The organism is Limnobaculum zhutongyuii, from assembly GCF_004295645.1.
GTDB lineage: Bacteria > Pseudomonadota > Gammaproteobacteria > Enterobacterales > Enterobacteriaceae > Limnobaculum > Limnobaculum zhutongyuii.
Genome location: NZ_CP034752.1, coordinates 1,229,245 through 1,254,830 on the forward strand (window position 1 = coordinate 1,229,245; position 25,586 = coordinate 1,254,830).

The window sequence follows — 25,586 nt, forward strand, 5'->3', positions numbered from 1 at the left end:
AATGAAAACGTTATTACCATTTTTAGCTCTGTATCGCCGTCATTGGTTTCGTCTCTCTTTAGGTATCGTACTGGCTATTGTCACTATTTTAGCCAGCATTGGTCTGTTAACCCTTTCAGGATGGTTTCTGGCTGCATCTGCACTGGCTGGTATTGCCGGTATTCTGTTTAACTATATGTTACCGGCTGCCGGAGTACGCGGTTCTGCCATTTTTCGTACTGCCGGTCGTTACGCGGAGCGTTTAGTCAGCCACGATGCCACTTTCCGTGTTCTGGCTCACCTGCGAACCTTCACGTTTAAGAAGCTAATGCCACTTTCTCCTGCCGGTATCGCCCGTTTCCGTCAGGCTGAATTGCTTAACCGACTGGTGGCAGATGTAGAGACACTGGATCACCTCTACCTACGGCTTATCTCGCCTCTGGTCAGCGCTATTGTCGTTATCATGGTGGTGACATTTGGTTTGAGCTGGTTGGATGTCTCTCTGGCACTTACGCTTGGTCTGATCATGTTGGTGTTGCTGTTCACCATTCCGGCTATCTTTTATCGGGCCGGTAAGCCTATTGGAGCCGATTTAACTGCATTACGCAGTGACTATCGTGGGCAACTCACTTCATGGCTACAGGGACAGTCTGAGCTGGTTATTTTTGGTGCTCTGACGGCCTTTCGCCAAAAACTGGATGTGATCGAGCTTCGCTGGTTAGAACGGCAGAAACAGCAGGCCTCATTAGCCGGCTCATTGCAGTCGCTAATGATTGTGGCATCTGGATTAACATTTGTGCTTATTCTCTGGATGGCAGCAGACGGTATTGGTGATAATCCTCAGCCAGGTGCCTTTATCGCCCTGTTTGTATTTATTTCTCTCGCTGCCTTTGAGGCACTGGCTCCCGTTGCCGGAGCCTTCCAGCATTTAGGTCAGGTGATGGCCTCTGCTGAACGCGTTAATCAGTTAATTGAGCAAAAACCGGAAGTCACCTTTCCACATCATCAGACAGCTTTCACTGAGCAAGCTGCGTTGTCACTGGATAATGTAAGCTTCACCTATGAAAAGCAGCCTTTCCCGGCAATAAAGAATGTTTCACTGAACCTGCAATCCGGCGAGCATATCGCCCTACTGGGTCGTACCGGTTGTGGCAAGTCCACCCTGCTGCAACTATTAACCCGCGCCTGGGACCCACAACAAGGTACTATTCGTCTTAACGACCGTCCTTTGGCCGACTATGATGAAGCCACACTGCGGGAAATGATGGTGGTGGTTACCCAACGTGTTCATATCTTTAGCGCTACGTTACGTGACAACTTATTATTGGCCGCTCCGGATGCCAGCGACGAACAACTCACTTCTGCGCTAATTAAAGTAGGTCTTGATGCTTTACTGGAACAGGATGGACTTAATGCGTGGATAGGTGAAGGTGGTCGGCAAATTTCTGGTGGTGAACAACGTCGCATTGGTTTGGCCAGAGCACTGTTGCATAAAGCTCCGCTAATACTGCTGGATGAACCCACTGAGGGATTGGATGCCAATACCGAACATCAGATTCTGACGCTGTTAAAAGAGCACTGTCAGCATAAGAGCGTTATTCTGATAACTCACCGCCTGTCAGGATTAGAACGAATGAATCGAATCTATGTGATGGATGCCGGTCAAATTATTGAACAAGGAACACATCAAACGCTGTTGGAACAACAAGGTCAGTATTACCGTTTTCACCAACGCTAATCTCCCCACTCACACTCCCCGGTAAGTCGCCGGGGAGTCATTTTGCCTCAACGGTAATCATGGTGACATAAGGGTAAGGTTGGTAATACACCGGCGATTCAGGGGTATACATTTTAGAAATACTGCCGTCCAGATAGAGTAAGTCCTTTATCTTCAGTTGGTCGCGGGCATAGTGAGTAAAATCATAAAAACTCATCGCCTGATTACTGAGCAAAAACACCACCTTTCCCTGGTCTGTTATTCCGACACCGTGTCGAATCTTTCGGGATTCAGAAGCATTGCTAAACTTGTTATTAACCACACCTTTGTTAATTAATAGCGGACCAGACTGTACGGCAAAATCCGCTACTGGTGTTAAACGAAACTTTTCCAGCGTATCAATACGTGCAACGCCATTACGCACAGAAAATACACCGCCCGGACGAATGAAGAAATTACCTTTTCCTTTTTGTCGATTCAGCTTACTCAGCACCTTTCCCTTCTCAATATAGAGCCCTTCAGGCTGATAGCTCTTACTGTAAATCCCGCCGTTAATTACCATATGAATTTTTCGGCTCTTCCCCTGCGTATCCAGCAGATTATTGATGGTTTTATAGGGCGTTCCATCTTCTTTAAGCCAATACATACGGATGATTTCTGTTTTCAAATCCGGTGTATAAGTCGACATCACCGAATCCGAACCGGCTCTGACAACATGGGTAATAGCCAATAGCATCCCGGCCACCAATGTCTGAATCAATTTATATTGCAGTCCCACTTGTAACCTCAGCTTCGGTGCTCCACACCTAAATTCTGTGACGATATCCTGCTGCATTATGCGCGATAACTTGTTGCTGGCGGGCATTATACAATGCTTACGTAATGGTAAAATTAGTCATTTTTCCCGTTCGGAAATCTATTTGTCCTATCTCTCGCCCATTTCTGCTAAACTAGCGGCCGTTGTTATTTGTCTGATAATTATCCCGAGAGATAATTTTTGATAGGTTATACGTTATTATGCCGCTGATTCAGCTATCGCCAGATTCCATCGATTTTCCGCCGGTAGACTATGCTTTGGAAGATCCTAATGGATTACTGGCACTGGGTGGCGACCTCTCCCCGGAGAGATTACTGAATGCATATCATAATGGCATTTTTCCCTGGTTCAGCCCTGACGACCCAATATTATGGTGGTCACCCGATCCTCGGGCCATTCTGGTACCAGAACAGTTGCATATTAGTCGCAGCATGATGAAGTTTATTAATAAGACATCCCTGAGTGTAACGATAAATACCGCGTTTCATCAGGTGATTGAAGCCTGTGCCGATGAGCGAGATGAAGGAACCTGGATTGATCCATCCATCCAGCGTTCTTATATTCAGCTTTACCTGCAGGGAGTGGCACATTCTGTTGAAGTATGGGATCAGCAGGAACTGGTGGGAGGGTTGTACGGTGTTGAACAAGGTTCACTATTTTGTGGTGAGTCAATGTTCAGTCGGCAAACTAACGCATCCAAACTGGCTTTATATGTATTCTGTCAGCATTTTATCCGCCACGGTGGTAAATTAATCGACTGTCAGATTTTAAATCCCCATACTGAGTCATTGGGAGCGACTGAGATCCCCCGCTCAGATTATTTACAATTTTTATACAAATTACGGCAACAGCCACTCTCTCCGGCCTGTTGGGCTCCTCAATATTTGCGTTGAAAACATCATATGATGAGCCAACAGAGTGAAAATAAAGCAGCTTAACCTGCTTTTCTTTACACTCTGTCCTTTACTCTTTGCTCGTTTTTCGGCATTATCTTGCCGGTTAAAAACTAAGGTAGTTACACCTAGAGGATTCGATGGCCAAAGAAGACAATATTGAAATGCAAGGCACGATCTTAGATACGTTGCCTAACACAATGTTCCGCGTTGAACTGGAAAATGGTCACGTGGTTACAGCCCATATCTCCGGTAAGATGCGTAAAAACTATATCCGCATTCTGACGGGTGACAAAGTCACTGTCGAACTGACCCCGTACGACCTGAGTAAAGGCCGCATCATCTTCCGTAGCCGTTAATAAACGGTACTCCGCATTCATCTTGCGGAACCCGTTGGAGTTAATCTCCTGCGCCCTTACCTGTTGGCAAGGGCGTTTTATTTACGGTTAATGGATTACTGAACGGCCTTCTCAATTTTCGGTTTTTTCATTTTCTCAAACCGATAAGCCAGGTCATTTGCCTGAGTATCCAGCGTTACACTGACTGAACCACCGTTCACTAAAGAACCAAACAACAGTTCATTAGTTAGTGGTTTCTTCAAATGTTCCTGAATAGCTCTGGCCATTGGACGGGCCCCCATCGCTTTGTCGTAGCCTTTTTCAGCTAACCAGTGACGAGCATCCTGACTGACTTCCAGAGAAATGCCTTTGGCATCCAACTGTGCCTGCAGTTCTACAATGAACTTGTCTACCACCAGTTGAATCACTTCCTCAGACAGATGGTTAAACCAAATGATTCCGTCTAAACGGTTACGGAATTCCGGTGTAAACAGACGTTTGATTTCACCCATTGCATCAGTGCGATTGTCCTGACGTTTAAAGCCAATAGATTCGCGCTGAGTTTCCTGAACCCCTGCGTTGGTGGTCATCACCAGAATCACATTACGGAAATCGGCTTTACGACCGTTGTTATCCGTCAGCGTACCGTTATCCATCACTTGCAATAGCAGGTTAAACACATCCGGATGGGCCTTCTCAATCTCATCCAGCAGTAGAACCGAATGAGGATGTTTAATCACAGCATCGGTAAGTAAGCCACCCTGGTCAAAACCTACATAGCCAGGAGGCGCACCAATCAAACGGCTGACGGTGTGACGCTCCATGTATTCAGACATGTCAAAACGTAGCAACTCAACGCCCAGCGCTTTTGCCAGCTGCACGGTAACTTCGGTTTTACCCACACCGGTTGGGCCGGCAAACAAGAACGAACCTACCGGCTTGCGCTCATCGCCTAACCCTGCACGGCTCATTTTGATGGCTTCAGTTAAAGCATTAATCGCTTTGTCCTGACCGAAAATCATCATGCCCATGCGTTCAGCTAAGGTTTTCAATACGGTACGATCATTAGCCGAAACGGTTTTTTCCGGAATGCGGGCAATACGGGCAACGATGGTTTCGATATCGCTGACATTGACCGTCTTCTTACGTTTGCTGGCTGGCATTAAGCGGCAATAGGCTCCTGCCTCATCGATAACATCGATAGCTTTATCCGGCAGATGACGGTCGTTAATATATTTCACCGACAGCTCAACCGCTGCGCGAATCGCTTTAGCGGTATAACGCACGTCATGGTGTTTTTCATACTTCGGCATCAGCCCGGTAAGAATTTGCACCGTTTCTTCTGCGGTCGGCTCAGTAATATCGATTTTTTGGAAACGGCGTGCCAGTGCACGATCCTTTTCAAAGATATTGCTGAATTCCTGATAGGTGGTTGAACCCATCACCCGAATACGTCCATTGGAAAGCATCGGTTTAATCAGGTTTGCTACATCAACCTGACCGCCTGACGCCGCACCGGCACCAATAATGGTGTGGATTTCATCAATAAACAGAATGCTGTTTTTATCTGCTTCAAGCTGTTTCAGAAGCGCTTTGAAGCGTTTTTCAAAATCACCACGGTATTTGGTACCAGCCAGTAATGAGCCAATATCCAGAGAATACACGGTACAATCTGCTACCGCCTCCGGAACATCACCCTGAACAATCCGCCATGCCAGTCCTTCGGCAATAGCGGTTTTACCAACGCCGGACTCCCCGACTAATAGTGGGTTGTTTTTACGACGGCGGCATAAAACCTGAATGGTACGTTCCAGCTCCAGTTCCCGACCAATCAACGGATCGATACTGCCATTCTGAGCCAGTTGGTTCAGATTAGAGGTAAAGTTATCCATGCGGTCTTCTGCGCTGGTTTGCTCATCTTCACTGGGAATAGAGCCTTGTGGCCCAATGTCATCCTGTGAACCATCTTTACGGGTACCGTGAGAAATAAAGTTCACAATATCCAGACGGCTGACATCATGTTTACGCAGTAAATAGGCCGCGTGGGATTCTTGTTCGCTAAAAATAGCCACCAGCACATTAGCGCCGCTGACTTCGGTTCTGCCAGATGACTGAACATGGAATACAGCCCGTTGCAGCACCCGCTGGAAGCTCAGGGTTGGCTGAGTTTCAGACTCGGGACTGCCCTCAGGTAAATGAGGGGTATTCTGTCCAATAAATGACTCGAGTTCGTGATGTAACGCGACAATATCTACCTGACAGGCTTCAAGTGCCTCTCTCGCTGCCGGATTGCTCAATAACGCCAGCAACAGATGTTCAACGGTCAGGTATTCATGACGCTGTTCCCTGGCTGTAGCAAACGCCATGTTGAGACTGAGTTCCAGTTCTTGATTAAGCATGGGCACCTCCACATAAATGACCTTTTCAGGCTTTTTCTAACGTACACAACAATGGATGCTCATTCTCTCGCGCGTAGCGATTAATTTGCGTTACCTTCGTTTCTGCAATCTCTGCAGTAAAGACTCCACACGTTGCCTTACCTTGATAATGAACGACTAACATCAATTGTGTTGCCCGTTCAATGTCATAGGAGAAGAATTTCTGTAACACCTCCACCACAAATTCCATCGGCGTATAGTCATCATTATTCAGTATAACCTGATACATCGGAGGTGGTTGTTTCAGCTTCTCATCTAATTCTGAGTCGGCCAGCTCTTCCAAGCTTAGCCAATCGCGTAAATTATTCATTTCCAACATGCCGTTTTACTCTGGTACTTACCCTGATGGGATATCTGTCAGATAGTTTGCCTGAGTTAATAAAAGAATGGTGATTATACGTGAAACCACCCCTGACTTCGTCGGTAGAGCCGAGATTTACCGACCCAATTACCGCTATCTGAGATTGCTCTGGCTGTCAGAGCAAGAATATATCTATGGATATACCGTCAGGCAGTACACAGATTTTTCCGTTACTGCTATTACTGAATAATGACTTTTTATCGCATGATAATCAAAATGTTTTGACCTGTTAAAGCAATAAAAAGTTCGTTACTGAGGGATATTGTGCAGTGGAAGTAAAAAAGGAAAGTCACACAAAATAACATTTGGATACAAAATGACGGCCTGAACGCTGAAATATTAACCATTCATACTGCGTTCAGACCGTTAAAGTGATAAATAAAACTTAATTACCCGCCCTGCCTCGAGCCAGCCATAAAATACGAGAAAACATACGCTTTAGTAGCGGGGGTATACTTTCTGTTCCCAGTTGCCCTGCCCGTTCAGCCACCTCAATAGCCAGATCGGGTTTAGAACTGTGTTGAATCGCTTTACTGATAATTTTACGCATTGGCATATGAACATTAGAAGGAATTCCTGCCGCATCGTAATAAACGTTGCTAAACCCTTCTTTGAACATGAAGTTTTCCATATCCAGCGCCGGTAATTGAGTCAGGCGTTCCCGATCGCTGTCTCCACCACCATTAATAAATGAACGAACCGTGTCGGCATACTTTTTACCGGCATCGTCACCGTCTACCAGCACGTGCCACTCAATTCCCATCTTGCTGGCATATTTCAATAAGGGTCGTAAACCACTTTGAGCGAACTCGATTACCTTAATCCCTTCCATTTCAAAGTGATATCCGCACTGGCGAGCCAACTCAGTCAATAACCAAACCTCGGTTTCCCCTTCCACCAGCAGCCAGCTACGGGCAAACAGTGAAGAAGCCCGGTTTAAACGGATATGAAATGAAATACGTCTACGCTCCTGAATGTTTAACTCACCGGATTCAATTCTAAACGCAGCAACCCGATTGGATTGACGAACCAGACGATAAACGCTTTCCAGAGGTACCAGAGAAAGCAAATCCCCTGAGTTGGTGGTAGTGATCTTTTGCAGAGGCAGGTTACTGAGCAATCCCCAGGCGGCTGATAGCATAATCGGATGTAATCGACTTTCAGGATCTTCAATCAGCAATAAAGGCACTGCTTTAGCATCCAAGTTTTCCGTGCCTCTGGCCTGAATTAACGTGGAAAATACGCCTAATAAAATCATGCGCATATTGCGGCTTTCAGGTTCAGAAATAAGCTGATTCAGATAGTTTAACGACTGCCACAGTTGCGTGTTATGCCGGTACTTCTCATCCTTGTAGCGAATATTTTCGCTACTTTCTTTGGCATTCAGCGCAATGAAATAGTGTTTAAGTAAAGCATGAATCGCCTGTAATCCTTGCTTCAAATCTTTATTACTTAACTTTTGAGGATTACACTCAAGCTCCTCCGCCAGTCGGGCTAATTCCTGGCTTAAGGCTTCATTTTCCTGTTCCTGCAACTGCGCGGTTTCCTGACGGAAACGTCGACCAAAGCGGGCATCCCGTAATCGCAGTACCGGATGTAGGCGAACAATCTCCCGGGCTAATTCATCGACATGTCCCAGTTCCATTGCATGACCCGCGACATCCAGAAAAGAGCGGTTAGTGATGACATTCCCCTCTTTCTGAACCTCTCCCTCCAGGCGATAGAGAATACGAGACAAACCATCATTACCTCTTACCCATAACGGAGAGAGCTTGCGGAATTTAGGCATATCCGGGGAATCGACTTCCCGGGCACAAAAAGTAAGAACCATATGCAAATGGTCCTGACGAGACGATTCATTACCCATCGGATAATGAAAATCCTGCAACTTAAAAGAGTAAAGATCGCTACCGGGAGAAAAGAGCAGCGTTAATGCATCCAGCAGGCTTGACTTACCCCAGGCATTTTCACCAATTAACACCACGTTTTCATTCAACGTCAGCGACAGGCGATTAATTCCTCTGAATCCTACTATTTCAACGCGCTCTAAATACATATTATCTCTCTTAGCCAGCGGCAGAACGTGTTTTGTTTTACCTATAATTTACTGAGTAACAAGATAATTATATGTTAGCCAACGCCAAAAACTATTAACTCGATGAAAATAACTGGCTGAATAGCAATGATTCATCGTTTAATTCTTGTGTAAATGGCCCTTTACTCCCCCCACACTTTTAGTTAGCGTATAAATTCGTTAACTAAAAACCAAATGAAATCAGACAGCTTACTACCAATATATTATGTACTCAGGTCTTATTATTATTCTGCTACCGCTGGTTATCGGTTATCTGATACCAGTCAAAAATCTGCCTCTGCTACGGCGTATCAACCGTCTGTTAAGCGCGATGGTATATGTCATTCTATTTTTTATGGGCATTAGTCTGGCGTTTCTCGATAACCTGAGTGCTAACTTGCAGATGATCTTTCTGTATGCCGGCGTATTTTTTGTTTGTATTTTTACTGCCAATGTACTGGCTCTAAAGCTGTTAGATAAACAATGGCCCTGGAAGAATAATCACCGTCAGGAAAAGCTCCCTTCTCGTCTTCATATGGCCCTTGAGTCATTACAGCTTTGTGGGGTAGTGGTATTCGGCTTTTTGTTAGGACTGAGCCAGTGGAGTTGGTTTACTTACGCGTCTCAAGCCAGCGAATTTGCGCTGATATTTTTGCTATTACTGGTGGGTATTCAGCTTAGAAACAGTGGCATGACGCTAAAAGAGATCACGCTGAATAAACGCGGTATGGTGATTGCTTTGGTAGTCACTATCAGCGCATTAGCTGGTGGTGCGCTGGCGGCGTTGCTACTTGGTTTACCCATAAAAAATGGGCTGGCTATCTCTTCGGCTTACGGCTGGTATTCCCTGTCGGGTATTTTACTTACCGACTCTCTTGGTCCGGTACTCGGCAGCGCCGCTTTCTTTAATGACCTCGCCAGAGAGCTGGTAGCTATTATGCTAATTCCCACTCTGGTACGTTCCAGTCCTTCCGCCGCCTTGGGCGTTTGTGGCGCAACCTCCATGGATTTCACCCTCCCGGTACTGCAACGCAGCGGCGGCGTTGAAATGATCCCCCCGGCAATCGTACATGGATTTATTCTTAGTTTGCTGGCCCCGGTGTTGATGGCATTTTTTGCTGCTCCTTAAAGTATCCCTTGAAGTTGCTCTTGACCTTCAATCCTTTGACCTTCAGGAGCACTGGAATTCAGCTGACGACTGAGAGAGGCTAGCACGAGCAGCATGGATGCTGCTCGAGGCACAGCGACGCCGGGAGCGGCTCTGTGCCGGTGCGTTAAAGCTGAACGAAGGAGGAAGGAAGTCGCCTAAGCGACCTGAATTCAGGTGCGGAGGCGCGGAGGTGCAGGAGGCGCTCGCCCTAGCGCCTCTTGCTCGGCCACTCGCACAACTGCATATATATACACTGTACTATTAGTGGACGAAACTGTTCTCAGACTTAATGTTTTTTGATTTAAATCAACAACACCTAAAGTTGCATTTAAAATACCTTTTTAACTTTAGCGCATCGCCTTATGATAAACATGAATTTAAAATACAATTTATAAAGGTGTCATGATTATGTACTGCGTACAATGTGAACAAACGATCCGCACCCCTGCCGGCAATGGCTGCTCTTATGCACAAGGCATGTGTGGAAAAACAGCTGAAGTATCTGACCTGCAAGACTTGCTGGTAGCCGTGTTGGAAGGCTTGTCAGCATGGGCAGTAAAAGCGCGGGATTTAGGCATTATCGACCACCATGTTGATGCCTTTGCGCCAAAAGCCTTCTTCTCTACCTTAACTAACGTTAACTTTGAATCTGACCGTATTATTGGCTACGCCCGCGATGCCATTATCCTGCGTGAATCTCTGGCCAACCGCTGCCGTGTAATTGATAGCAACCTGCAACTGGATCACCCAATGGCAAACCTGCAACTGGCTGCTACTCTGCCAGCTATTTTGCAGCAGGCTACTGAATTTGCGCTAAACAAAGATAAAGCTGAAATTGGTGACGATATTCACGGCTTGCGTATGCTGTGTCTGTATGGCCTGAAAGGTGCTGCAGCCTATATGGAACATGCGTTAGTTCTCGGCCAGTATGATGATGAGATTTATGCTGAATATCATCAATTAATGGCATGGTTAGGTACCAATCCAACGGATATGGCCACCTTACTGGATAACGCCATGAACATTGGCAAAATGAATTTCAAAATCATGGCGATCCTTGACCATGGTGAAACCAGCATTTATGGCGATCCTACGCCAACATCGGTTAACGTTAAATCGGTTGCCGGTAAAGCGATTCTGATTTCGGGTCATGACCTGAAAGACCTGCAAATGCTGTTGCAACAAACAGAAGGCACCGGTATCAATATCTATACCCATGGAGAAATGCTCCCAGCTCATGGCTATCCTGAACTGCGCAAATATAAGCATCTGGTGGGTAACTACGGCAGCGGCTGGCAAAATCAGCAAACCGAGTTTGCGAAATTCCCTGGCCCTATCGTGATGACCTCAAACTGTATTATCGACCCTAATCCGGGTAATTACATTGATCGTATCTGGACTCGCAGCATTGTTGGCTGGCCGGGTGCAAAACATCTTGAAGGTGATGATTTCAGCGCCATCATTAATCAGGCTCAGTCACTGGCAGGTTTCCCTTATAGCGAAATCGAACACTTAATCACCGTTGGCTTTGGTCGTCAGACTCTGCTCAATGCCGCAGATACCGTGATTGATTTAGTGTCACAGAAAAAATTGCGCCATGTTTTCCTGGTTGGTGGCTGTGATGGTAGCCGCGGTGAACGTAGTTATTACACCGATTTTGCCCGCAGCGTGCCACAAGATTGCCTGATTATGACGCTGGCCTGTGGTAAGTACCGCTTTAACAAACTGGACTTTGGCACACTGGAAGGGTTGCCTCGTTTACTGGATGTCGGTCAATGTAATGATGCATATTCAGCCATCATGCTGGCGGTTAAGCTGTCTGAAAAACTGGGTTGTACCGTCAATGATCTACCGCTGACACTGGTACTTTCATGGTTTGAACAAAAAGCTATCGTCATCTTGCTGACCTTGCTAGCTTTGGGGGTTAAAGATATCTACACCGGTCCAACGGCTCCGGGCTTCCTGACGGATAACCTGTTAAACGTACTGAAAGAGAATTTTGGTATGCGTTCTATTACTACTGTAGAACAAGATATCAACGAAATTCTGGCTGCCTGATTCGTCATTACCCCGTGGAGGTGAGCTTTCTCACCTCCACCTTATAAATCGAGTTTACCGTATGACAATGCCAACAACTCTTTGTCCTAATGCTATGCAGATACACAGTATCCGGCAAGAAACCGCCGATGTCTGGACGCTGGAACTCATTGCGCAGGACTTCTATCCCTATCTTCCCGGCCAGTATGCGTTGGTTAGTATTCGCAATAGTGACAGTACCCTCAGAGCCTATACTATCTCTTCGTCTCCCGGATTAAGCCGATTCATTACCTTAACCGTGCGTACATTACCCGGAGGTGAAGGTTCCACCTGGTTAACTCAGGAAGTCAAACCCGGCAATACCCTGTGGCTTTCTGACGCTCAGGGCGAGTTTACCTGCGCTAAAGTAACAGACAAACGTTATCTGATGCTGGCCGGTGGCTGCGGCGTGACGCCAATTATGTCAATGACTCGTTGGCTATTGGCCAATCAACCCGAAAGCAATCTGATTGTTTTTTATAATGTGCGAACTCCGGCAGATGTGATATTTGCTCAGGAGTGGCAGCAATTAGTTCAACGTTATCCGAGTCAACTTACCTTGTATCTGATGGCTGAACATCAGGCAAATGAGGGCTATCTGTCTGGTCGCATCTCACAAGAACTGATCGCTGAAAAAGTCAGTGATATTAATGCCCGTACCGTCATGACCTGTGGCCCTGCGGTCTATATGGAGCAGGTAGAAGCTATCAGCTATGCGTTAGGCGTCAGCCGTGAACGTTTTCATAAAGAACAGTTTCATACTGCTGCCGAGTGCATTACCGGTAATGAACCAATGCTAAATATTTCGGTGGTTCACACTAACCAGCAGTTTACTGCACCGGTAGGTACCACCCTGCTATACGCGCTGGAACAAAATAAAGTACCGGTTATTGCCGCCTGTCGTTCCGGGGTATGTGGTTCATGCAAAACCCTCATCGTTAAAGGTCATTACACCACCACCAGCCAAATGAGCCTGACGGAAGATGAAATCGCCCAAGGTTATGTGCTGGCCTGTAGTTGTCAGTTAACCGGAGATGTTGAAGTAGCCTGATATTTTGGGCTATCAATAATATCCCTCTATAGCCGGTCAGATCACAGAGTATTAATACTTTAGATTCTGGCTGGCGATCCATTTTCAAGCACCTTTTTGTAACACCACACCCAGCGCTTAGTTTTTGCTATTCCCCTGAAAATCTAACTATTTCTTCTTTCTTATGCTACCCTTCACAACAGATAACAATTTATTAACCTAATAAAAACATATCAGGGCCACGCTATGACGCCACAACGTATATTAATCCTCGGAGCCAGCGGATATATCGGGCAAAACCTTATCCCCTATCTGACAGCGCAGGGGCATCATGTCACTGCGGCAGCACGACGTATTGAGTGGCTGAAAGAGCAGCAAATCCCTAATGTTAACTGCCAGTATGTCGATTTGTTTAAACCAGAAACTATCGCTCCTGCACTGGATAACATTGATGTGGTCTACTATCTGGTTCACAGCATGGGCGAAAAAGCTGACTTTTTGTATAGCGAAAAAATGGCCGCGCAAAACCTGCAACAGGCCTTAAAACAATCCGCGGTAAAACAGATTGTCTTTTTAGGGGCCATACAGCCGAAAGAGAGTGTCTCTTCTCAACACTTACTGGCGCGCCAAATCACCGGTGATACATTACGTGACAGTGGCATTCCGGTAACTGAGCTACGAGCAGGAATCATCATTGGTGCTGGTTCTGCCGCCTTTGAAGTGATGCGCGACATGGTATATAGCCTGCCAATTCTTACGCCGCCACGCTGGGTTCGCTCCAAATCGTCACCAGTCGCGTTGGAAAACTTGCTGGTCTATTTATCTGAAATTATTAATTATCCTTCATCAGAAAACCGAATCTTTGACGTTGCCGGACCGGAATACATCAGCTACCAGAATATGTTTGAGCGCTTTATTAAAATCACCGCCAAAAAACGCTGGATTATCCCTATTCCACTGCCAACGCAGCTGATTTCTGTATATTGGTTGAATATGATTACCACTGTTCCAACCACTACCGCTAAGGCCCTGATTGAAGGTTTAAAACATAACCTACCGGCAGACGCCGAGCCTTTACAGCAGCTGATTCCACAAAAATTGATCAACTATGATGAAGCCGTTATCAGTACCATGCATAAAGAGCAGTCAGCGGTAAACTCTGCCGATTGGGGATACGACCCCGAAGCCAGAGCTCGTTGGCGGCCTGGCTATGCTTTCTATCCTAAACATGCTGGCTATAGCATAAAAACCAAGGCCAGTGCAGAAAGCCTGTGGCAGGTTATTCAACAGATTGGCGGCAAAGATGGTTACTTCTACGCAAACTATCTGTGGAATATCCGTGGCTGGATGGACGATCTGATTGGAGGAGATAAACGCTATGGCAGGCCGGATAAGGAACAACTGGCGATAGGCGACCACGTTGACTCATGGCGAGTTATTTCCATCAAACCGTTGCGTCAGTTAGCCATGTTATTTGGCATGAAAGCTCCCGGACTAGGCCGGTTAACACTGAGTATCAATGATAATAAACAGTTCAGAGAGTTGGACGTTCGCGCCTGGTGGCACCCTGCGGGCTTCGGTGGACTACTGTACTGGTTTGTGATGATGCCTGCTCATCTGTTCATATTTAAAGGAATGGCAAAGCGAATCGCCTGGCTGGCTGAACAGTTAGATAAGCAGTCTGACACCGAAAAAGATCGTTCTTAATCCTGTCTGCCGCTTCTTTTCCGAAGCGGCAGCTCATCAGGAGCGATATTTTTCTAACAAAGCATCAAGAATAGCTAAGGTTTCGGCATCCGGAATACCTGAGTAGTCAGCCTGACGGAAATGCATCTGAAATGCCTTTACTACCCTGCGGGTTTCATCATCCAACATCCCAGTTAAAGGTACCTGATAACCATAGCGATTCAGGTTATTTTGCAGTACGGCAATATCAGTAGTTATCTCCAATTGACGAATAGCCAGATAGTGAGTGACTCGTTTGGCATCCGGCCACGCGCCAATTCCCGCCTGTGCCAGTTTTTGCCATGGAAACAGCGGACCAGGATCAACCTTACGCTGAGGAGAAATATCACTGTGCCCCAGCACGTTCTCAGGCTTAATCTGATTACGTTTGATTATGTCATCCGATAACGTAATCAGTAACGCAATCTGTTCATCGGTATAGGGCTCCCAGCGCCGTTCAGTACCCACCTTGTGATAGCCCGGATTAACTAATTCAATTCCTATCGAAGTATCATTCAAATTCATTCGACCACGCCAAAAGCTGGCCCCGGCATGCCAGGCTCTACGATCTTCAGGTACCAGCTGTAACACGACGGGTTTACCCGATATCTCATCCGGCAGCGGATTGATCAGATAATGCACACTGACATTTTCTCCCGTCAGCACGGTTAATGAGTTCGCTTCATCTTCCGCCGTATAATGGAAAATCAAAAAATTAACCCGAGGCTCATTACCCAACGCGGCATGACTGTCATCTACCCAATAATTTCCGCGCTCGTGAACAGAACCGCAGCCTGAAAACAGTCCTGCTATCACAAATAGCATAAGAAAATAGATAACACGCCCGTACCTGAACATAACCTGACCTTTTACATTAACCATTAACATTTAGCCGATAGTATAAAATAATATTTTATCTTTTAATAAGTTAACTTTTTCTATCTTTAACACCTTGTATTCAGAAGAGTATCCAACCAATTCGGATACATATGAGATGCTATTCTTTTTTTGTTGCGATAAATATCAAAAAAGCCTCTATTTTAGCTACCAAAGCAGGCTGAAACCTGATTTACTTAGGGCAATTTTGTAATCGCCACCGTTTGAGAAAGGACTCTAATGACGCTCTTCTTACAAAACTGTTTAACGTTTCCGGTTATTATTTTCAGCGGCCTGTTACTTATCGTCCTGTTTTACTGGATATGCGCCTCTTTTGGCCTGCTGGATATCGACATTCTCAATATTGATGGTATCGACGCCGATATTGATGCCGGTGATATTTCCGGCATGGCGGGTTGGATGACTAAACTCGGTCTGGCGGGTATTCCCCTTACTATCATTATCACCTTCATTACCTTAATCGGCTGGCTACTCAGTTATTTCACTGTCCATCTGATGCTGCGTTTTATTGAAACAGACATTCTCCGCTATCTGCTGGGAACCATAGCGCTGTTTCTCATCGGTTTTATTGCCCTGCTTGTCACCTCTTTTCTGTTGAGACCTTTACAGCCCAAATTAGCCAAAATGAAACAGGGGCAAGGGGTTAAAAATCTGATTGGCAAAGTTGCCGAAGTGCGTTCTTCCGTAGTAACCGAACAGCGTGGAGAAGCCTTGATGGAAGACGGCGGCGCCGGTCTGATATTGCAAATTCGAGCACCGCAAGATGCCGACATTGCCAGAGGAGATCGCGTGGTGTTGATCAGTTACGACGCAGCAACCAACAGTTATCACGTCGTCAGCGAACTTGAATTTAATCGGCTATAAAACAGAAAACATCTTAATAACCTGTTACAGGAACATCTTATTTATCCATTGGATTCCTGTGCATTTCTTGTGCCAGTTTATTGTATCTAATCAGTAGTATAAAAATCCCCTGCTCAACTCAGGGATGAACAAAAGTAACTTAAGGCCACGTGAGACGGTAATTAACCAGTCAACAGCCTGAATAACATGGAGAAACACCTATGGCTATGGCAGAACTAATGCCGTTCTTAACCATTGTTGCAGTGATTATTGTTGCAATTCTGGGCCTGTTTGGACTGTTCAAAGCGTTTTATATCAAAGTGCCACAAGGAACAGCTCTGATCGTCAACGATATGTCATCACAGCCGAAGGTTCACTTCACTGGTGCGTTAGTTTACCCAGTTATCTACAAGAAAGAGTTTATGCGTATCTCTTTACTGACGCTGGAAGTTGACCGTCGCGGTAAAGATGGCCTGATCTGTAAAGACAACCTGCGTGCTGACATTACTGTCGCTTTCTACTTGCGGGTTAATGAAACGACTGAAGACGTATTAAAAGTTGCTAAAGCCATTGGTGTCGATCGGGCTTCCGATCATCAGGCAGTCAGTACCCTGTTTAGCGCCAAATTCTCTGAAGCGCTAAAAACGGTAGGTAAGCAGTTTGAACTGGCAAAACTGTTTGAAGATCGCCAGAACTTTCGCGACCGTATCGTAGACGTTATCGGTAAAGATCTGAACGGCTATGCATTAGAAGATGTCGCCATTGACTATCTGGAACAAACGCCGAAAAGCTCCCTTGATCCAAATAATATCTTCGACTCCGAAGGTATTCGTAAAATTACTGAAATTACCGCCATTCACAATATCGAAACTAACCAGAAAGAGCGCGATCAGGAACTGGCGATTAAAAAGAAAAACGTGGAAACCCGCGAAGCCAGCCTGGCACTTGAACGCCAGCAGGCTGATGCGGAAGCTCGCCAACAGCGTGAAATCGAAAGTATTCGTGCCCGCGAAGCGGCTGAAACTCTGCGTGTAAAAGAAGAAGAGCGTTTAAAAGCGGAGCAGGCTCGTATTCAAACTCAGCAAGAAATCGAGATCCGCGAAGAGAACCGCCTGCGTGAAGTTGAAGTTGCACAGCAAAACCGTACTCGTGCCGTCACCATTGAAATCGAAAAAGTGACTCGCGCGAAAGATCTGGAAATCGTCTCCCGTGAGCGGGAAGTTGAGTTACAGCGTATTGAAAAAGAGAAAGCGCTGGAAGAAGAGCGGAAGAATATTGCCAACGTTATTCGTGAACGTGTCGCGGTAGAAAAGACCGTCGCTCAGGAAGAAGAACGTATTAAAGAAGTTCGTATGGTTTCTGATGCTGACCGTCAGAAGCAAGTCACCATTATTCAGGCACAGGCAGAAGCCGAGCAAGAGCTGGTGCGCCAGGTTAAGCAAGCCGAAGCAGATGAAAACAGCGCCAAACACAAAGCGCTGGAAATCAGCACCATGGCTCAGGCTGAACTGGAAGCCGCCGCGAAACAGGCCGAAGCCAAAAAACGTATGGCTGAAGGTATTGAAGCGGAACAAGCGGCTCTGGGCTTAGCTGAAGCGCGGGTTCGTCAGGCTCAGGCCGAAGCTGAAGAGAAAGAAGGCTTAGTGCAGGCTAATGTCACCGCTGAAAAACTGCTGGCCGAAGCGCGTGGTAATCAGGAAAAAGGTTTGGCACAGGCTCGTATTCAGGAAGCTCAGGCTGCCGCCTCTGAGAAACAAGGTCTGGCAGAAGCCAAAGTACTGGAAGAGAAACTGACGGCTCAGGCTCGCGGTGATGAACAACAGGCGCTGGCCAAAGAGAAGCTGGGCCTGGCGGATGCTAAAGTGCTGGAAGAGAAACTGGCAGCACAAGCCCGGGGTGAAGGCCAGTTAGGTTCAGCACAGGCAGAAGTCGTTCGTCAGCGCCTGAAAGCTGAAGCAGATGGTTTGACCGATAAATTTACCGCTATGGGTAACCTTAATACTACCGCTCGCGAGCACGAAGAGTTCCGTATGCAGCTTGAAAAACACTTCGAGCAGGCAATGGCCTCTATTGCTGCAAATAAAGAGATCGCCAGAGAGCAGGCCGATGTTCTGGCTGCGGCATTAAGCAAAACCAATATTGATATCGTGGGTGGTGACGGTAGCTTCTTTAATACCTTCTCCAAAGTGCTCAGCGTTGGTAAAGCCATTAATGGCGTAGTCGATAAGAGCCCACTGGTACAAGACGTGGTTCAAAAGCTGATGAGCAGCAAAGAAGGACAAAAGCTGGATCTGGAAAGTCTGCTGCAAAATCCGGAAGTTCGCGATTTAATTCAGCAGTTCACCGCGGCCAGAAATCTACCGACGGTTACACCAGGCTCTCGCTCTATTGAAGAGTAATTAATCAGGCTGGCTACCGTAGTATTTACGGTAGCCAGTTATTTTTTAACGTTAACTAAGATAAGCCGTTTATTTAATCGATTTATCTTAGTTAATTTCTCCGAATTCTATAATGGCGCTTCACCCTACAGGACGTTTGCCATCATACGGAACAGTGACTAACGCGACGCAAGCAAACATTGATCAAGGGAACGTTAAACGCCATGTCAGATAACCAAGTGAATAATCGAGATCGGGAATTACTGGATAACGCCGTCGCTGAAGGTGGTGCCTACGATATTTTACGTAAACGTTTATCTGAACAGGGCCAGCAACTGCATGAAAAAGCCTGGACCCTCAACGAGCGGCGCCTGGCTGAATTTGGCAAAAGCCAGATGGATATTATCGGTCGAATCCGCATTCGTACCGAAAATAACTGCGTTGCTCGTGATATTGTGCGCGTTGGTGAATGGTTGCTGTTTGGCTATAACGTATTTATTGGCCTGAAAAAAGAAACCCGAATTGAAGACGTTTTCTCTCTGTATCGTTTAACCGAGCAAAACGGTGAATATGACGTAGAATCCGTTGCCCTGACCGGAACTTTCCTGAATATCACCAGCTTTGTTCAGGATTTCAATGAGCTGTATACCTATTATAAAAACACCCAGTTATTACAGCTGGTAGAGCGTGACGGTAAGCTTCTGGCAAGCTTCCAGATTGGTGAGCGCATCACCGATATTCGGGTGTTCCGCTGGTCCATTTCCAGCGATAAAAAAGAGATTAAGTATATCGACAATCGCGGCGAACGGGATATCGCTTTGCCGCCAGCCTACGACTTCGAATGGCATAAAACTACCCGTGAAAATACCGTCAATGGCCGTTATCCACATATGAATATTCTGGATACCGTGTTTGTTGAAACCATTGGTGGTGACCTGACGATCAAGTGTGAAAATAATACCGAAGATGGCCTAGGTATCTATCGTGAGGCCGTGCTGGATAAAACTCAGTCGCTGGACGATGCTCAAATTGAGTACGCACAAACCGGCAGTCTGATTCTGCTGAAGATCCTACCCTACCGGGAAGATAGCTGGCGTTATCTGGTGTATAACACCCTGACACAAACCGCTCAGCGTATTGATGCTATAGGTTTAGCCTGTATTCAATTGCCGGAAGATCACGGCATTATTTTCCCCGGCGGTTACTATCTGCAAAACGGTGAATACAAAACCTTCGATCAGCCAATGACCGGTATGCGTTTTCGCCGTATCCGTCGTTCACCTAATGGTGAAGATGTTCTGTATATATTTTACGAACCAAACTTTGGCCGCATCGCCCTGTTCAATTACAACATGATTGAACGTAAGCTGCAGAACCCCTTATTCGGTCATGGTTATGCCATGCTGGAAGATGGCCGCATGGTGCTATTTGAAGGGCAATCGGATGAACCAACCCGCATTCATCCAATGCAGGTCTGGCAAACCCCCTTCTATTCTGATGAGTATGCTGCCCTTCAGCCAGCAAAAAACAGCTTTTTTGGTCGTATCGGTAATGCTGAACTGGTGCGTGGTATTTCTGATTTATACCACATCGCCCGAGAGATAGAACAACAGCAAATCTCCTCTCAGCTGTATGAAAAACTCTGTCTGGATGCTAAGCGATTAATCGATATCTATTACTGGCTGAACGATGAACATAGCCTGCATGCCTCCATTCTGCTGAAAGAGATTGCTAATACCGGTGAGCTGGTACTGGACGAATATGAAAAAGTAGAAAGCATTCGCCGTCAGTCTTCCCGGGCAATGAATGAAGCGACCAGCCGTCAGAAACAGCTATTGTCAGCCATGCTGCCGGACAGCTGGGTTAATGCCCAACAGTTTGTTGATGCGCTAAATGAGCTGAACGTACAACGCGGTCACCTGATCACCCTACGCGATTATCGCTATATTGATTTAGCCAGTCTGGATGAGATGGAACAGCAACTGACCGTCAGTCAGGAGCGAATTTCACTTGCTACAGCAGAGTTTCTCGCCAGCGAAAAAGCACTACAGCCATTCACCTTACAGTTGCAAGAGCTGGAGAAACAGACTCAGGAAGCACGTAACAGCGCCCAACTCAATGAACCGCTGGCGGGCATGGATAAAATGTCTGCCGATCTGGATATGCTATCCAATCTGATGGCTTCACTGAAGTTTGAAGATACCACTCAGCAAACCGGTATTATTGAGTCTATCTCAGAGATTTATGCTCGCCTGAATCAGGCCCGGGCTCGTCTTCAGCAGCGCCGTAAAGAACAAGGTTCTGTTGAGTCGGTTGCACAGTTTGGCGCTCAATTTAAATTATTCAGTCAGGGAATCACCAATGCCTTAACGCTGGCGTCAGACCCAGAACGCTGTGATGAGCAACTTTCACGCCTGCTGGTTCAGTTGGAAGAGTTGGAGAGCCAGTTCAGCGGTCAGGAAGAGTTTCTTGGTGATATTCTTAGCAAACGCGAAGAGCTGCTGGAAACCTTCGAGACGCATAAACAATCGTTGTTGGATGAGCGCCAACGTAAATCACAAAACCTTCAGGTCGCCGCTGAACGTCTGTTAGACAGCCTGCGGCGCAGAACGGCTAAATTCCTGACGCTGGATGAACTGAACGCCTTCTTTGCTGCCGACCCATTATCGCTGAAAACCCGTGAGATTATTGAACGCCTGCGGGAACTGAAAGACAGCGTTAAAGCCGACGATATTGACGCCAAATTTAAAGCTGCACGGGATCAGGCAATACGCAGCCTGCGCGATAAATCAGAAATTTTTGAAGATGGTGGCAGTGTTATCAAACTGGGGCCACGTCATCGTTTCAGCGTCAATACTCAGGAATTAGATCTCACCATCCTGCCTCGGGGCGAACAGCTTTACCTGCATCTGACCGGTACTGATTATCAGGAGCCTATCGACAGTTCAGAGTTAGAAGCGCTGAAAGATTACTGGAATATCGCCATTGAATCCGAGTCGCCGGAAGTTTATCGCGCTGAATATCTTGCTTATTCTCTGATCTATGCAGCCAGTAAAGAGCAGGATGGCCTGACTTTCGACCTGTTGAAAGCCCAGCAAAATCAGCCAGAAATGTTGGAGAAAACCGTACGTGATTTCGCATCCCCTCGTTATAAAGAGGGATATGAAAAAGGAATTCACGATCATGATGCAGTTGCGATTCTGCGCAAGCTACTGCCGGTTGGAGAAAGCGCCGATCTGTTACGTTTTAATCCATTAGCCCGCAGCCTTGCCGTTTTGCTATGGCAACATAAATATTCAGAAGAATTACCTGCTCTGTGGCCAGAACGAGCCCGTACCAGTCTGAATATCAAGCAGCTGTTTCGCAGCGATGCAGGTCTGTTGGATCTACAGGCAGAAATAGAAGCAGAGCTTAGCCTGTTTCTGGAACAGTACCCTATTCCCTGTCAGTCATATCAGCAGTCACAGGCGGCTGAATACCTTAGCCTGATTCTGGGGCGAACGCCGTTAGAGTTCAGCTTTAGCAAATATGCCCGTACCCTGTCAGAAGGGTTACAGGCTCAGTTAGAAAAAGCCCATATGTGGAGTGACTTTAATCACTCACAGCAAAATTTGGGCAACCGTTTATCCCAACGTTGGATCCTGATAGAAAACTGGCTAAAAGGCCTCTGCACACTACCAGAGTATCTGGGACTAACTGAATATATCCCGGAAGCCGTAGTGCTTATGTTACTGGATAAATCAGTCGTCACCCGCTTTAGTGAAGTTGATCTGCATTTCAGCGTCAGCGATCTGATGGGAGAACATCCGCGCATTCAACAACAGACGCTAACCCTAAGTCTGGATGATTACTTCAGCCGTATGCGCTATCAGCGTAAGGTATTTATTCCCGCCTATCAGCGTTATCAATCGGTCAGACAGCAGGTGCTAAATCAGCAACGTAGTGAGCTGCGTTTACATGAGTTTAAAGCGCGCCCACTCAGCTCTTTCGTACGTAATAAACTGATTAATGATGTTTATTTGCCCATCATTGGCGACAACCTGGCAAAACAGATTGGCGCCATTGGTGAAGGTAAACGAACTGACCTGATGGGGTTACTGTTAATGATCTCCCCGCCGGGTTACGGTAAAACGACTTTGATGGAGTATATTGCTAACCGTCTGGGTCTGATTTTTATGAAAATCAATGGTCCGGCCTTAGGCCACGATGTTCTGTCACTGGATCCGGAGCAGGCACCTAACGCTACCGCTCGTCAGGAGTTAGAAAAACTCAATCTGGCATTGGAGATGGGAAATAACGTGATGTTATATGTTGATGATATTCAACATACTCATGCGGAATTTTTACAGAAATTCATCTCATTATGTGACGGAACCCGACGTATTGAAGGTGTCTGGAAAGGTAAGACTAAAACCTATGATATGCGTGGTAAAAAGTTCTGTGTGGTGATGGCCGGTAACCCTTACACCGAGTCCGGTGATGTATTCAAAATCCCTGATATGTTGGCAAACCGTGCTGATATTTATAATCTGGGTGAAGTATTGGGTGGTATGGAAGAGGCATTCGCTCTCAGCTATATCGAAAACAGCCTGACCTCTAATCCGGTTCTGGCGCCAATGGCGCTGCGGGATATGAACGATCTCTATCTGTTGGTTGATAAAGCACTGGGTAAGCCCTTCACCAGCAATTCCCTTAGTCACCAATATAGTGAAGCTGAAATCAGTGAGATTGTCGCTATTCTCGAACGCATTATGGCCATGCGTGACGTAGTACTAAAAGTGAATCAACAATACATTGCCAGCGCCGCTCAATCGGATAAATACCGCACCGAACCTGCGTTCAAACTGCAGGGTAGCTACCGTAATATGAATAAGCTTAGTGAGAAAATTTCAGCCGTTCTGAACCCGGCTGAAATACGTCGAATCATCGACGATCACTACTTGGGTGAAGCACAACTACTAACCAATGGTGCAGAGGAAAACCTGCTAAAACTGGCTGAAATTCGCGATATGATGTCTCCTGAAGAAGAAAAACGCTGGGTTCAAATTAAGCATGACTTTATGAGAAATAAATCATTAGGCGGCGATAATACCGATATAGGTGGACGAGTTGTTGCACAACTGGCCGATCTGGTAGAAAGCGTTCAGGCGTTAAGGAATTAAAACAACAGTGAAACTGTGGATACAACAGCGGATTAAAATCCTGAGCCTGATAACTGTCATTCTGGTTGGTTTACAACTGGTAAACTCTCTGACAGGCGGGTTTCTGAACCATTTTGGTATTCTCCCCCGCTCAGCTCAGGGGCTATTAGGTATTCTATTTTCGCCTTTTTTACATCGGGATTGGGAACATTTATTAAGTAACTTACCCATATTACTTATATTGAGTGCTTTATTATTAACGCACTCGGTACGTTATTATGCTATTGCCAGCACTTTTATTATTTTATTCGGCGGGCTACTGGTATGGATTTTTGCCCGTAGTGCTATTCATATTGGTGCCAGCGGCTGGATATTTGGCTTATGGATGTTATTGCTGGCAAACGCATTTACCCGAAGAAAACTACTCGACTTTGTTTACGCGATATTAATTCTGCTTTATTACGGTGGGTTGGCTTCTGGTCTGTTGCCTGGCGATCCGGATATTTCCACTGAAGGCCATATTGCAGGGGCTGTAGCTGGACTCTGTTTTGCACTACTAACCCGAAAACTTATTCCTACCAATAATACAAACACCCCTTAACCTTATAAAGAGGTTAATAAAACCATATTTCAGGACGAATATATGCCTAAAGTCCTATCGGGCTGGTATTATCACAACACACTCTTATACCTTTTCCATCAAAAAAACTAATCTTCTGGTTTTAGCTAACAATTTTGACATTAACGTCTTTATTTTACGGTCTGATTACCGCAAACTATCAGCGCCTTATACTGGCGTCTCGTTCGAAACTAAAATAATTAAAATACACCGCAATTTCGTTCGAATACATAAGCTTTTGTGAGTAACCCTTATTTGCTTATCTCATTGATTTATGGATAAAAAAGGTTATGGATAATAAAGAACTCGAACACTACCTTGAAAGCACTCTGGCGGATTTAACGTTAAGTCAGGGCGAACGCGTAAAACTGAGAGAATTAAGTCAGGTTCTGGATACGGAGCAATCCGGGTTTATGCGTAATCGTGCTTTTGATTTAGTTCGGGCTCAATTAAATACCGCGCCGGAAAACCTACAGCCGGTATTAAAATGGTTGGAAATGGTGATCAAAACCATTGATATCGCCAACCAGCGCAAAAAAGTAACCTCTTCAGCCTGTTTTTCACCGGGAGATGCCTGCCGGAAAAAAATCTGTGAAATATTGGCTCAAACCACATCAAACGTTGATATCTGTGTGTTTACTATCGCCGACGATATCATTACCGAATCCATTCTGGCAGCCCATCAACGTCAGGTTCAGATCAGAATAATTACCGATAATGAAAAATCTGAAGATGATGGCAGTGATATTGAATATCTGCAGCGCAAAGGCATTTCAATTGTGATGGATAATAGCCCGTACCATATGCATCACAAGTTTTCGATATTTGATAATCGCTACTTGCTCAACGGCAGTTTTAACTGGACCCGAAGCGCATCCCAATATAACTATGAGAATATTCTTATAACTGACTCACCAACGCTCTTAGCCTTTTACCAGCAAGAGTTTAACCGGCTTTGGCAAAGGTTTAGTTAATGATGAAACAAGGGAAAACATGGGGAATGGAAGAGGTAAACTGGGAGCTGGCTTTTCAGTTTCCCCCCCATAAAAAGGCAGATATACTTCGAAACACAGGAAGTATCACACTGCGCAATGATTGCATATCACTTCG

The 25,586-nt window shown here is 45.9% G+C and carries 17 protein-coding genes; 12 read left to right on the forward strand and 5 right to left on the reverse strand.

Features of this window, described 5'->3' with window-relative positions:
- Position 1 precedes the first annotated feature (1 nt).
- Positions 2-1,717: a heme ABC transporter ATP-binding protein/permease CydC gene (gene cydC, locus EKN56_RS05165; RefSeq protein ID WP_130590830.1), complete on the forward strand. Its 1,716-nt coding sequence runs from the start codon at positions 2-4 to the stop codon at positions 1,715-1,717.
- A 37-nt stretch (positions 1,718-1,754) separates the two neighbouring features.
- On the opposite strand, the gene EKN56_RS05170 is transcribed toward cydC, so the two are convergent.
- Positions 1,755-2,474 carry a phosphodiester glycosidase family protein gene (locus EKN56_RS05170; RefSeq protein ID WP_168189610.1) on the reverse strand — a complete coding sequence of 240 codons (720 nt, stop codon included), beginning with the start codon at positions 2,472-2,474 and terminating at the stop codon, positions 1,755-1,757.
- Positions 2,475-2,713: 239 nt separating this feature from the next.
- Here EKN56_RS05170 and aat point away from each other — a divergent pair, with 239 nt between their 5' ends.
- Complete coding sequence (aat, locus tag EKN56_RS05175; protein ID WP_130590832.1) at positions 2,714-3,406, forward strand: leucyl/phenylalanyl-tRNA--protein transferase; 693 nt, start codon at positions 2,714-2,716, stop codon at positions 3,404-3,406.
- A gap of 140 nt (positions 3,407-3,546) precedes the next feature.
- On the forward strand, positions 3,547-3,765 hold the full coding sequence (infA, locus tag EKN56_RS05180) for a translation initiation factor IF-1 (RefSeq protein ID WP_029093554.1): 219 nt from the start codon (positions 3,547-3,549) through the stop codon (positions 3,763-3,765).
- A 95-nt stretch (positions 3,766-3,860) separates the two neighbouring features.
- Here infA and clpA read toward each other — a convergent pair whose 3' ends face one another.
- The 3 genes from clpA to EKN56_RS05195 form a co-directional block, all read right to left on the reverse strand.
- Positions 3,861-6,143: an ATP-dependent Clp protease ATP-binding subunit ClpA gene (gene clpA, locus EKN56_RS05185; RefSeq protein ID WP_130590833.1), complete on the reverse strand. Its 2,283-nt coding sequence runs from the start codon at positions 6,141-6,143 to the stop codon at positions 3,861-3,863.
- A 25-nt stretch (positions 6,144-6,168) separates the two neighbouring features.
- Positions 6,169-6,492, reverse strand: coding sequence for an ATP-dependent Clp protease adapter ClpS (clpS, locus tag EKN56_RS05190; protein ID WP_108901932.1), 324 nt, complete (start codon positions 6,490-6,492; stop codon positions 6,169-6,171).
- Positions 6,493-6,928: 436 nt separating this feature from the next.
- Positions 6,929-8,599 (reverse strand): ATP-dependent nuclease, encoded by a 1,671-nt coding sequence (locus EKN56_RS05195; RefSeq protein WP_130590834.1) that lies wholly within the window; start codon positions 8,597-8,599, stop codon positions 6,929-6,931.
- Between the two features lie 244 nt (positions 8,600-8,843).
- Here EKN56_RS05195 and EKN56_RS05200 point away from each other — a divergent pair, with 244 nt between their 5' ends.
- The 4 genes from EKN56_RS05200 (at position 8,844) to EKN56_RS05215 (ending at position 14,580) form a co-directional block, all read left to right on the forward strand.
- Positions 8,844-9,746, forward strand: a complete 903-nt coding sequence (locus EKN56_RS05200; RefSeq protein WP_130590835.1) for a lysine exporter LysO family protein — start codon at positions 8,844-8,846, stop codon at positions 9,744-9,746.
- Between the two features lie 429 nt (positions 9,747-10,175).
- Positions 10,176-11,825: a hydroxylamine reductase gene (gene hcp, locus EKN56_RS05205; protein ID WP_130590836.1), complete on the forward strand. Its 1,650-nt coding sequence runs from the start codon at positions 10,176-10,178 to the stop codon at positions 11,823-11,825.
- A gap of 61 nt (positions 11,826-11,886) precedes the next feature.
- A complete protein-coding gene (gene hcr / locus EKN56_RS05210; RefSeq protein WP_130590837.1) occupies positions 11,887-12,894 on the forward strand; it encodes an NADH oxidoreductase in 1,008 nt (335 codons plus the stop codon).
- 225 nt (positions 12,895-13,119) lie between these two features.
- Positions 13,120-14,580: a DUF2867 domain-containing protein gene (locus EKN56_RS05215; protein ID WP_130590838.1), complete on the forward strand. Its 1,461-nt coding sequence runs from the start codon at positions 13,120-13,122 to the stop codon at positions 14,578-14,580.
- A gap of 36 nt (positions 14,581-14,616) precedes the next feature.
- On the opposite strand, the gene EKN56_RS05220 is transcribed toward EKN56_RS05215, so the two are convergent.
- Positions 14,617-15,456: an N-acetylmuramoyl-L-alanine amidase gene (locus EKN56_RS05220; protein WP_130590839.1), complete on the reverse strand. Its 840-nt coding sequence runs from the start codon at positions 15,454-15,456 to the stop codon at positions 14,617-14,619.
- A gap of 258 nt (positions 15,457-15,714) precedes the next feature.
- Here EKN56_RS05220 and EKN56_RS05225 point away from each other — a divergent pair, with 258 nt between their 5' ends.
- The 5 genes from EKN56_RS05225 to EKN56_RS05245 all read left to right on the forward strand — a co-directional run bounded on the left by EKN56_RS05225 (position 15,715) and on the right by EKN56_RS05245 (position 25,450).
- The gene (locus tag EKN56_RS05225) at positions 15,715-16,359 is read left to right on the forward strand and encodes an NfeD family protein (protein WP_130590840.1); all 645 of its coding nucleotides are present in this window, start codon (positions 15,715-15,717) and stop codon (positions 16,357-16,359) included.
- Positions 16,360-16,559: 200 nt separating this feature from the next.
- Positions 16,560-18,737, forward strand: coding sequence for a hypothetical protein (locus tag EKN56_RS05230; RefSeq protein WP_130590841.1), 2,178 nt, complete (start codon positions 16,560-16,562; stop codon positions 18,735-18,737).
- A gap of 203 nt (positions 18,738-18,940) precedes the next feature.
- The gene (locus tag EKN56_RS05235; protein ID WP_130590842.1) at positions 18,941-23,878 is read left to right on the forward strand and encodes a DNA repair ATPase; all 4,938 of its coding nucleotides are present in this window, start codon (positions 18,941-18,943) and stop codon (positions 23,876-23,878) included.
- A 7-nt stretch (positions 23,879-23,885) separates the two neighbouring features.
- On the forward strand, positions 23,886-24,458 hold the full coding sequence (locus EKN56_RS05240; RefSeq protein ID WP_130590843.1) for a rhomboid family intramembrane serine protease: 573 nt from the start codon (positions 23,886-23,888) through the stop codon (positions 24,456-24,458).
- A 308-nt stretch (positions 24,459-24,766) separates the two neighbouring features.
- Complete coding sequence (locus EKN56_RS05245; RefSeq protein WP_130590844.1) at positions 24,767-25,450, forward strand: phospholipase D-like domain-containing protein; 684 nt, start codon at positions 24,767-24,769, stop codon at positions 25,448-25,450.
- Positions 25,451-25,586 lie beyond the last annotated feature (136 nt).

Bases quoted from the DNA above. Each gene is read 5' to 3' on its own strand.
- cydC (WP_130590830.1), top strand. From the start codon at position 2: ATGAAAACGTTATTACCATTTTTAGCTCTGTATCGCCGTCATTGGTTT.
- EKN56_RS05235 (WP_130590842.1), top strand. From the start codon at position 18,941: ATGTCAGATAACCAAGTGAATAATCGAGATCGGGAATTACTGGATAAC.
- EKN56_RS05225 (WP_130590840.1), top strand. From the start codon at position 15,715: ATGACGCTCTTCTTACAAAACTGTTTAACGTTTCCGGTTATTATTTTC.
- clpA (WP_130590833.1), bottom strand. From the start codon at position 6,143: ATGCTTAATCAAGAACTGGAACTCAGTCTCAACATGGCGTTTGCTACA.
- EKN56_RS05195 (WP_130590834.1), bottom strand. From the start codon at position 8,599: ATGTATTTAGAGCGCGTTGAAATAGTAGGATTCAGAGGAATTAATCGC.
- EKN56_RS05230 (WP_130590841.1), top strand. From the start codon at position 16,560: ATGGCTATGGCAGAACTAATGCCGTTCTTAACCATTGTTGCAGTGATT.
- EKN56_RS05245 (WP_130590844.1), top strand. From the start codon at position 24,767: ATGGATAATAAAGAACTCGAACACTACCTTGAAAGCACTCTGGCGGAT.
- EKN56_RS05220 (WP_130590839.1), bottom strand. From the start codon at position 15,456: ATGTTCAGGTACGGGCGTGTTATCTATTTTCTTATGCTATTTGTGATA.
- hcp (WP_130590836.1), top strand. From the start codon at position 10,176: ATGTACTGCGTACAATGTGAACAAACGATCCGCACCCCTGCCGGCAAT.
- hcr (WP_130590837.1), top strand. From the start codon at position 11,887: ATGACAATGCCAACAACTCTTTGTCCTAATGCTATGCAGATACACAGT.
- EKN56_RS05215 (WP_130590838.1), top strand. From the start codon at position 13,120: ATGACGCCACAACGTATATTAATCCTCGGAGCCAGCGGATATATCGGG.
- aat (WP_130590832.1), top strand. From the start codon at position 2,714: ATGCCGCTGATTCAGCTATCGCCAGATTCCATCGATTTTCCGCCGGTA.
- EKN56_RS05200 (WP_130590835.1), top strand. From the start codon at position 8,844: ATGTACTCAGGTCTTATTATTATTCTGCTACCGCTGGTTATCGGTTAT.
- clpS (WP_108901932.1), bottom strand. From the start codon at position 6,492: ATGAATAATTTACGCGATTGGCTAAGCTTGGAAGAGCTGGCCGACTCA.
- infA (WP_029093554.1), top strand. From the start codon at position 3,547: ATGGCCAAAGAAGACAATATTGAAATGCAAGGCACGATCTTAGATACG.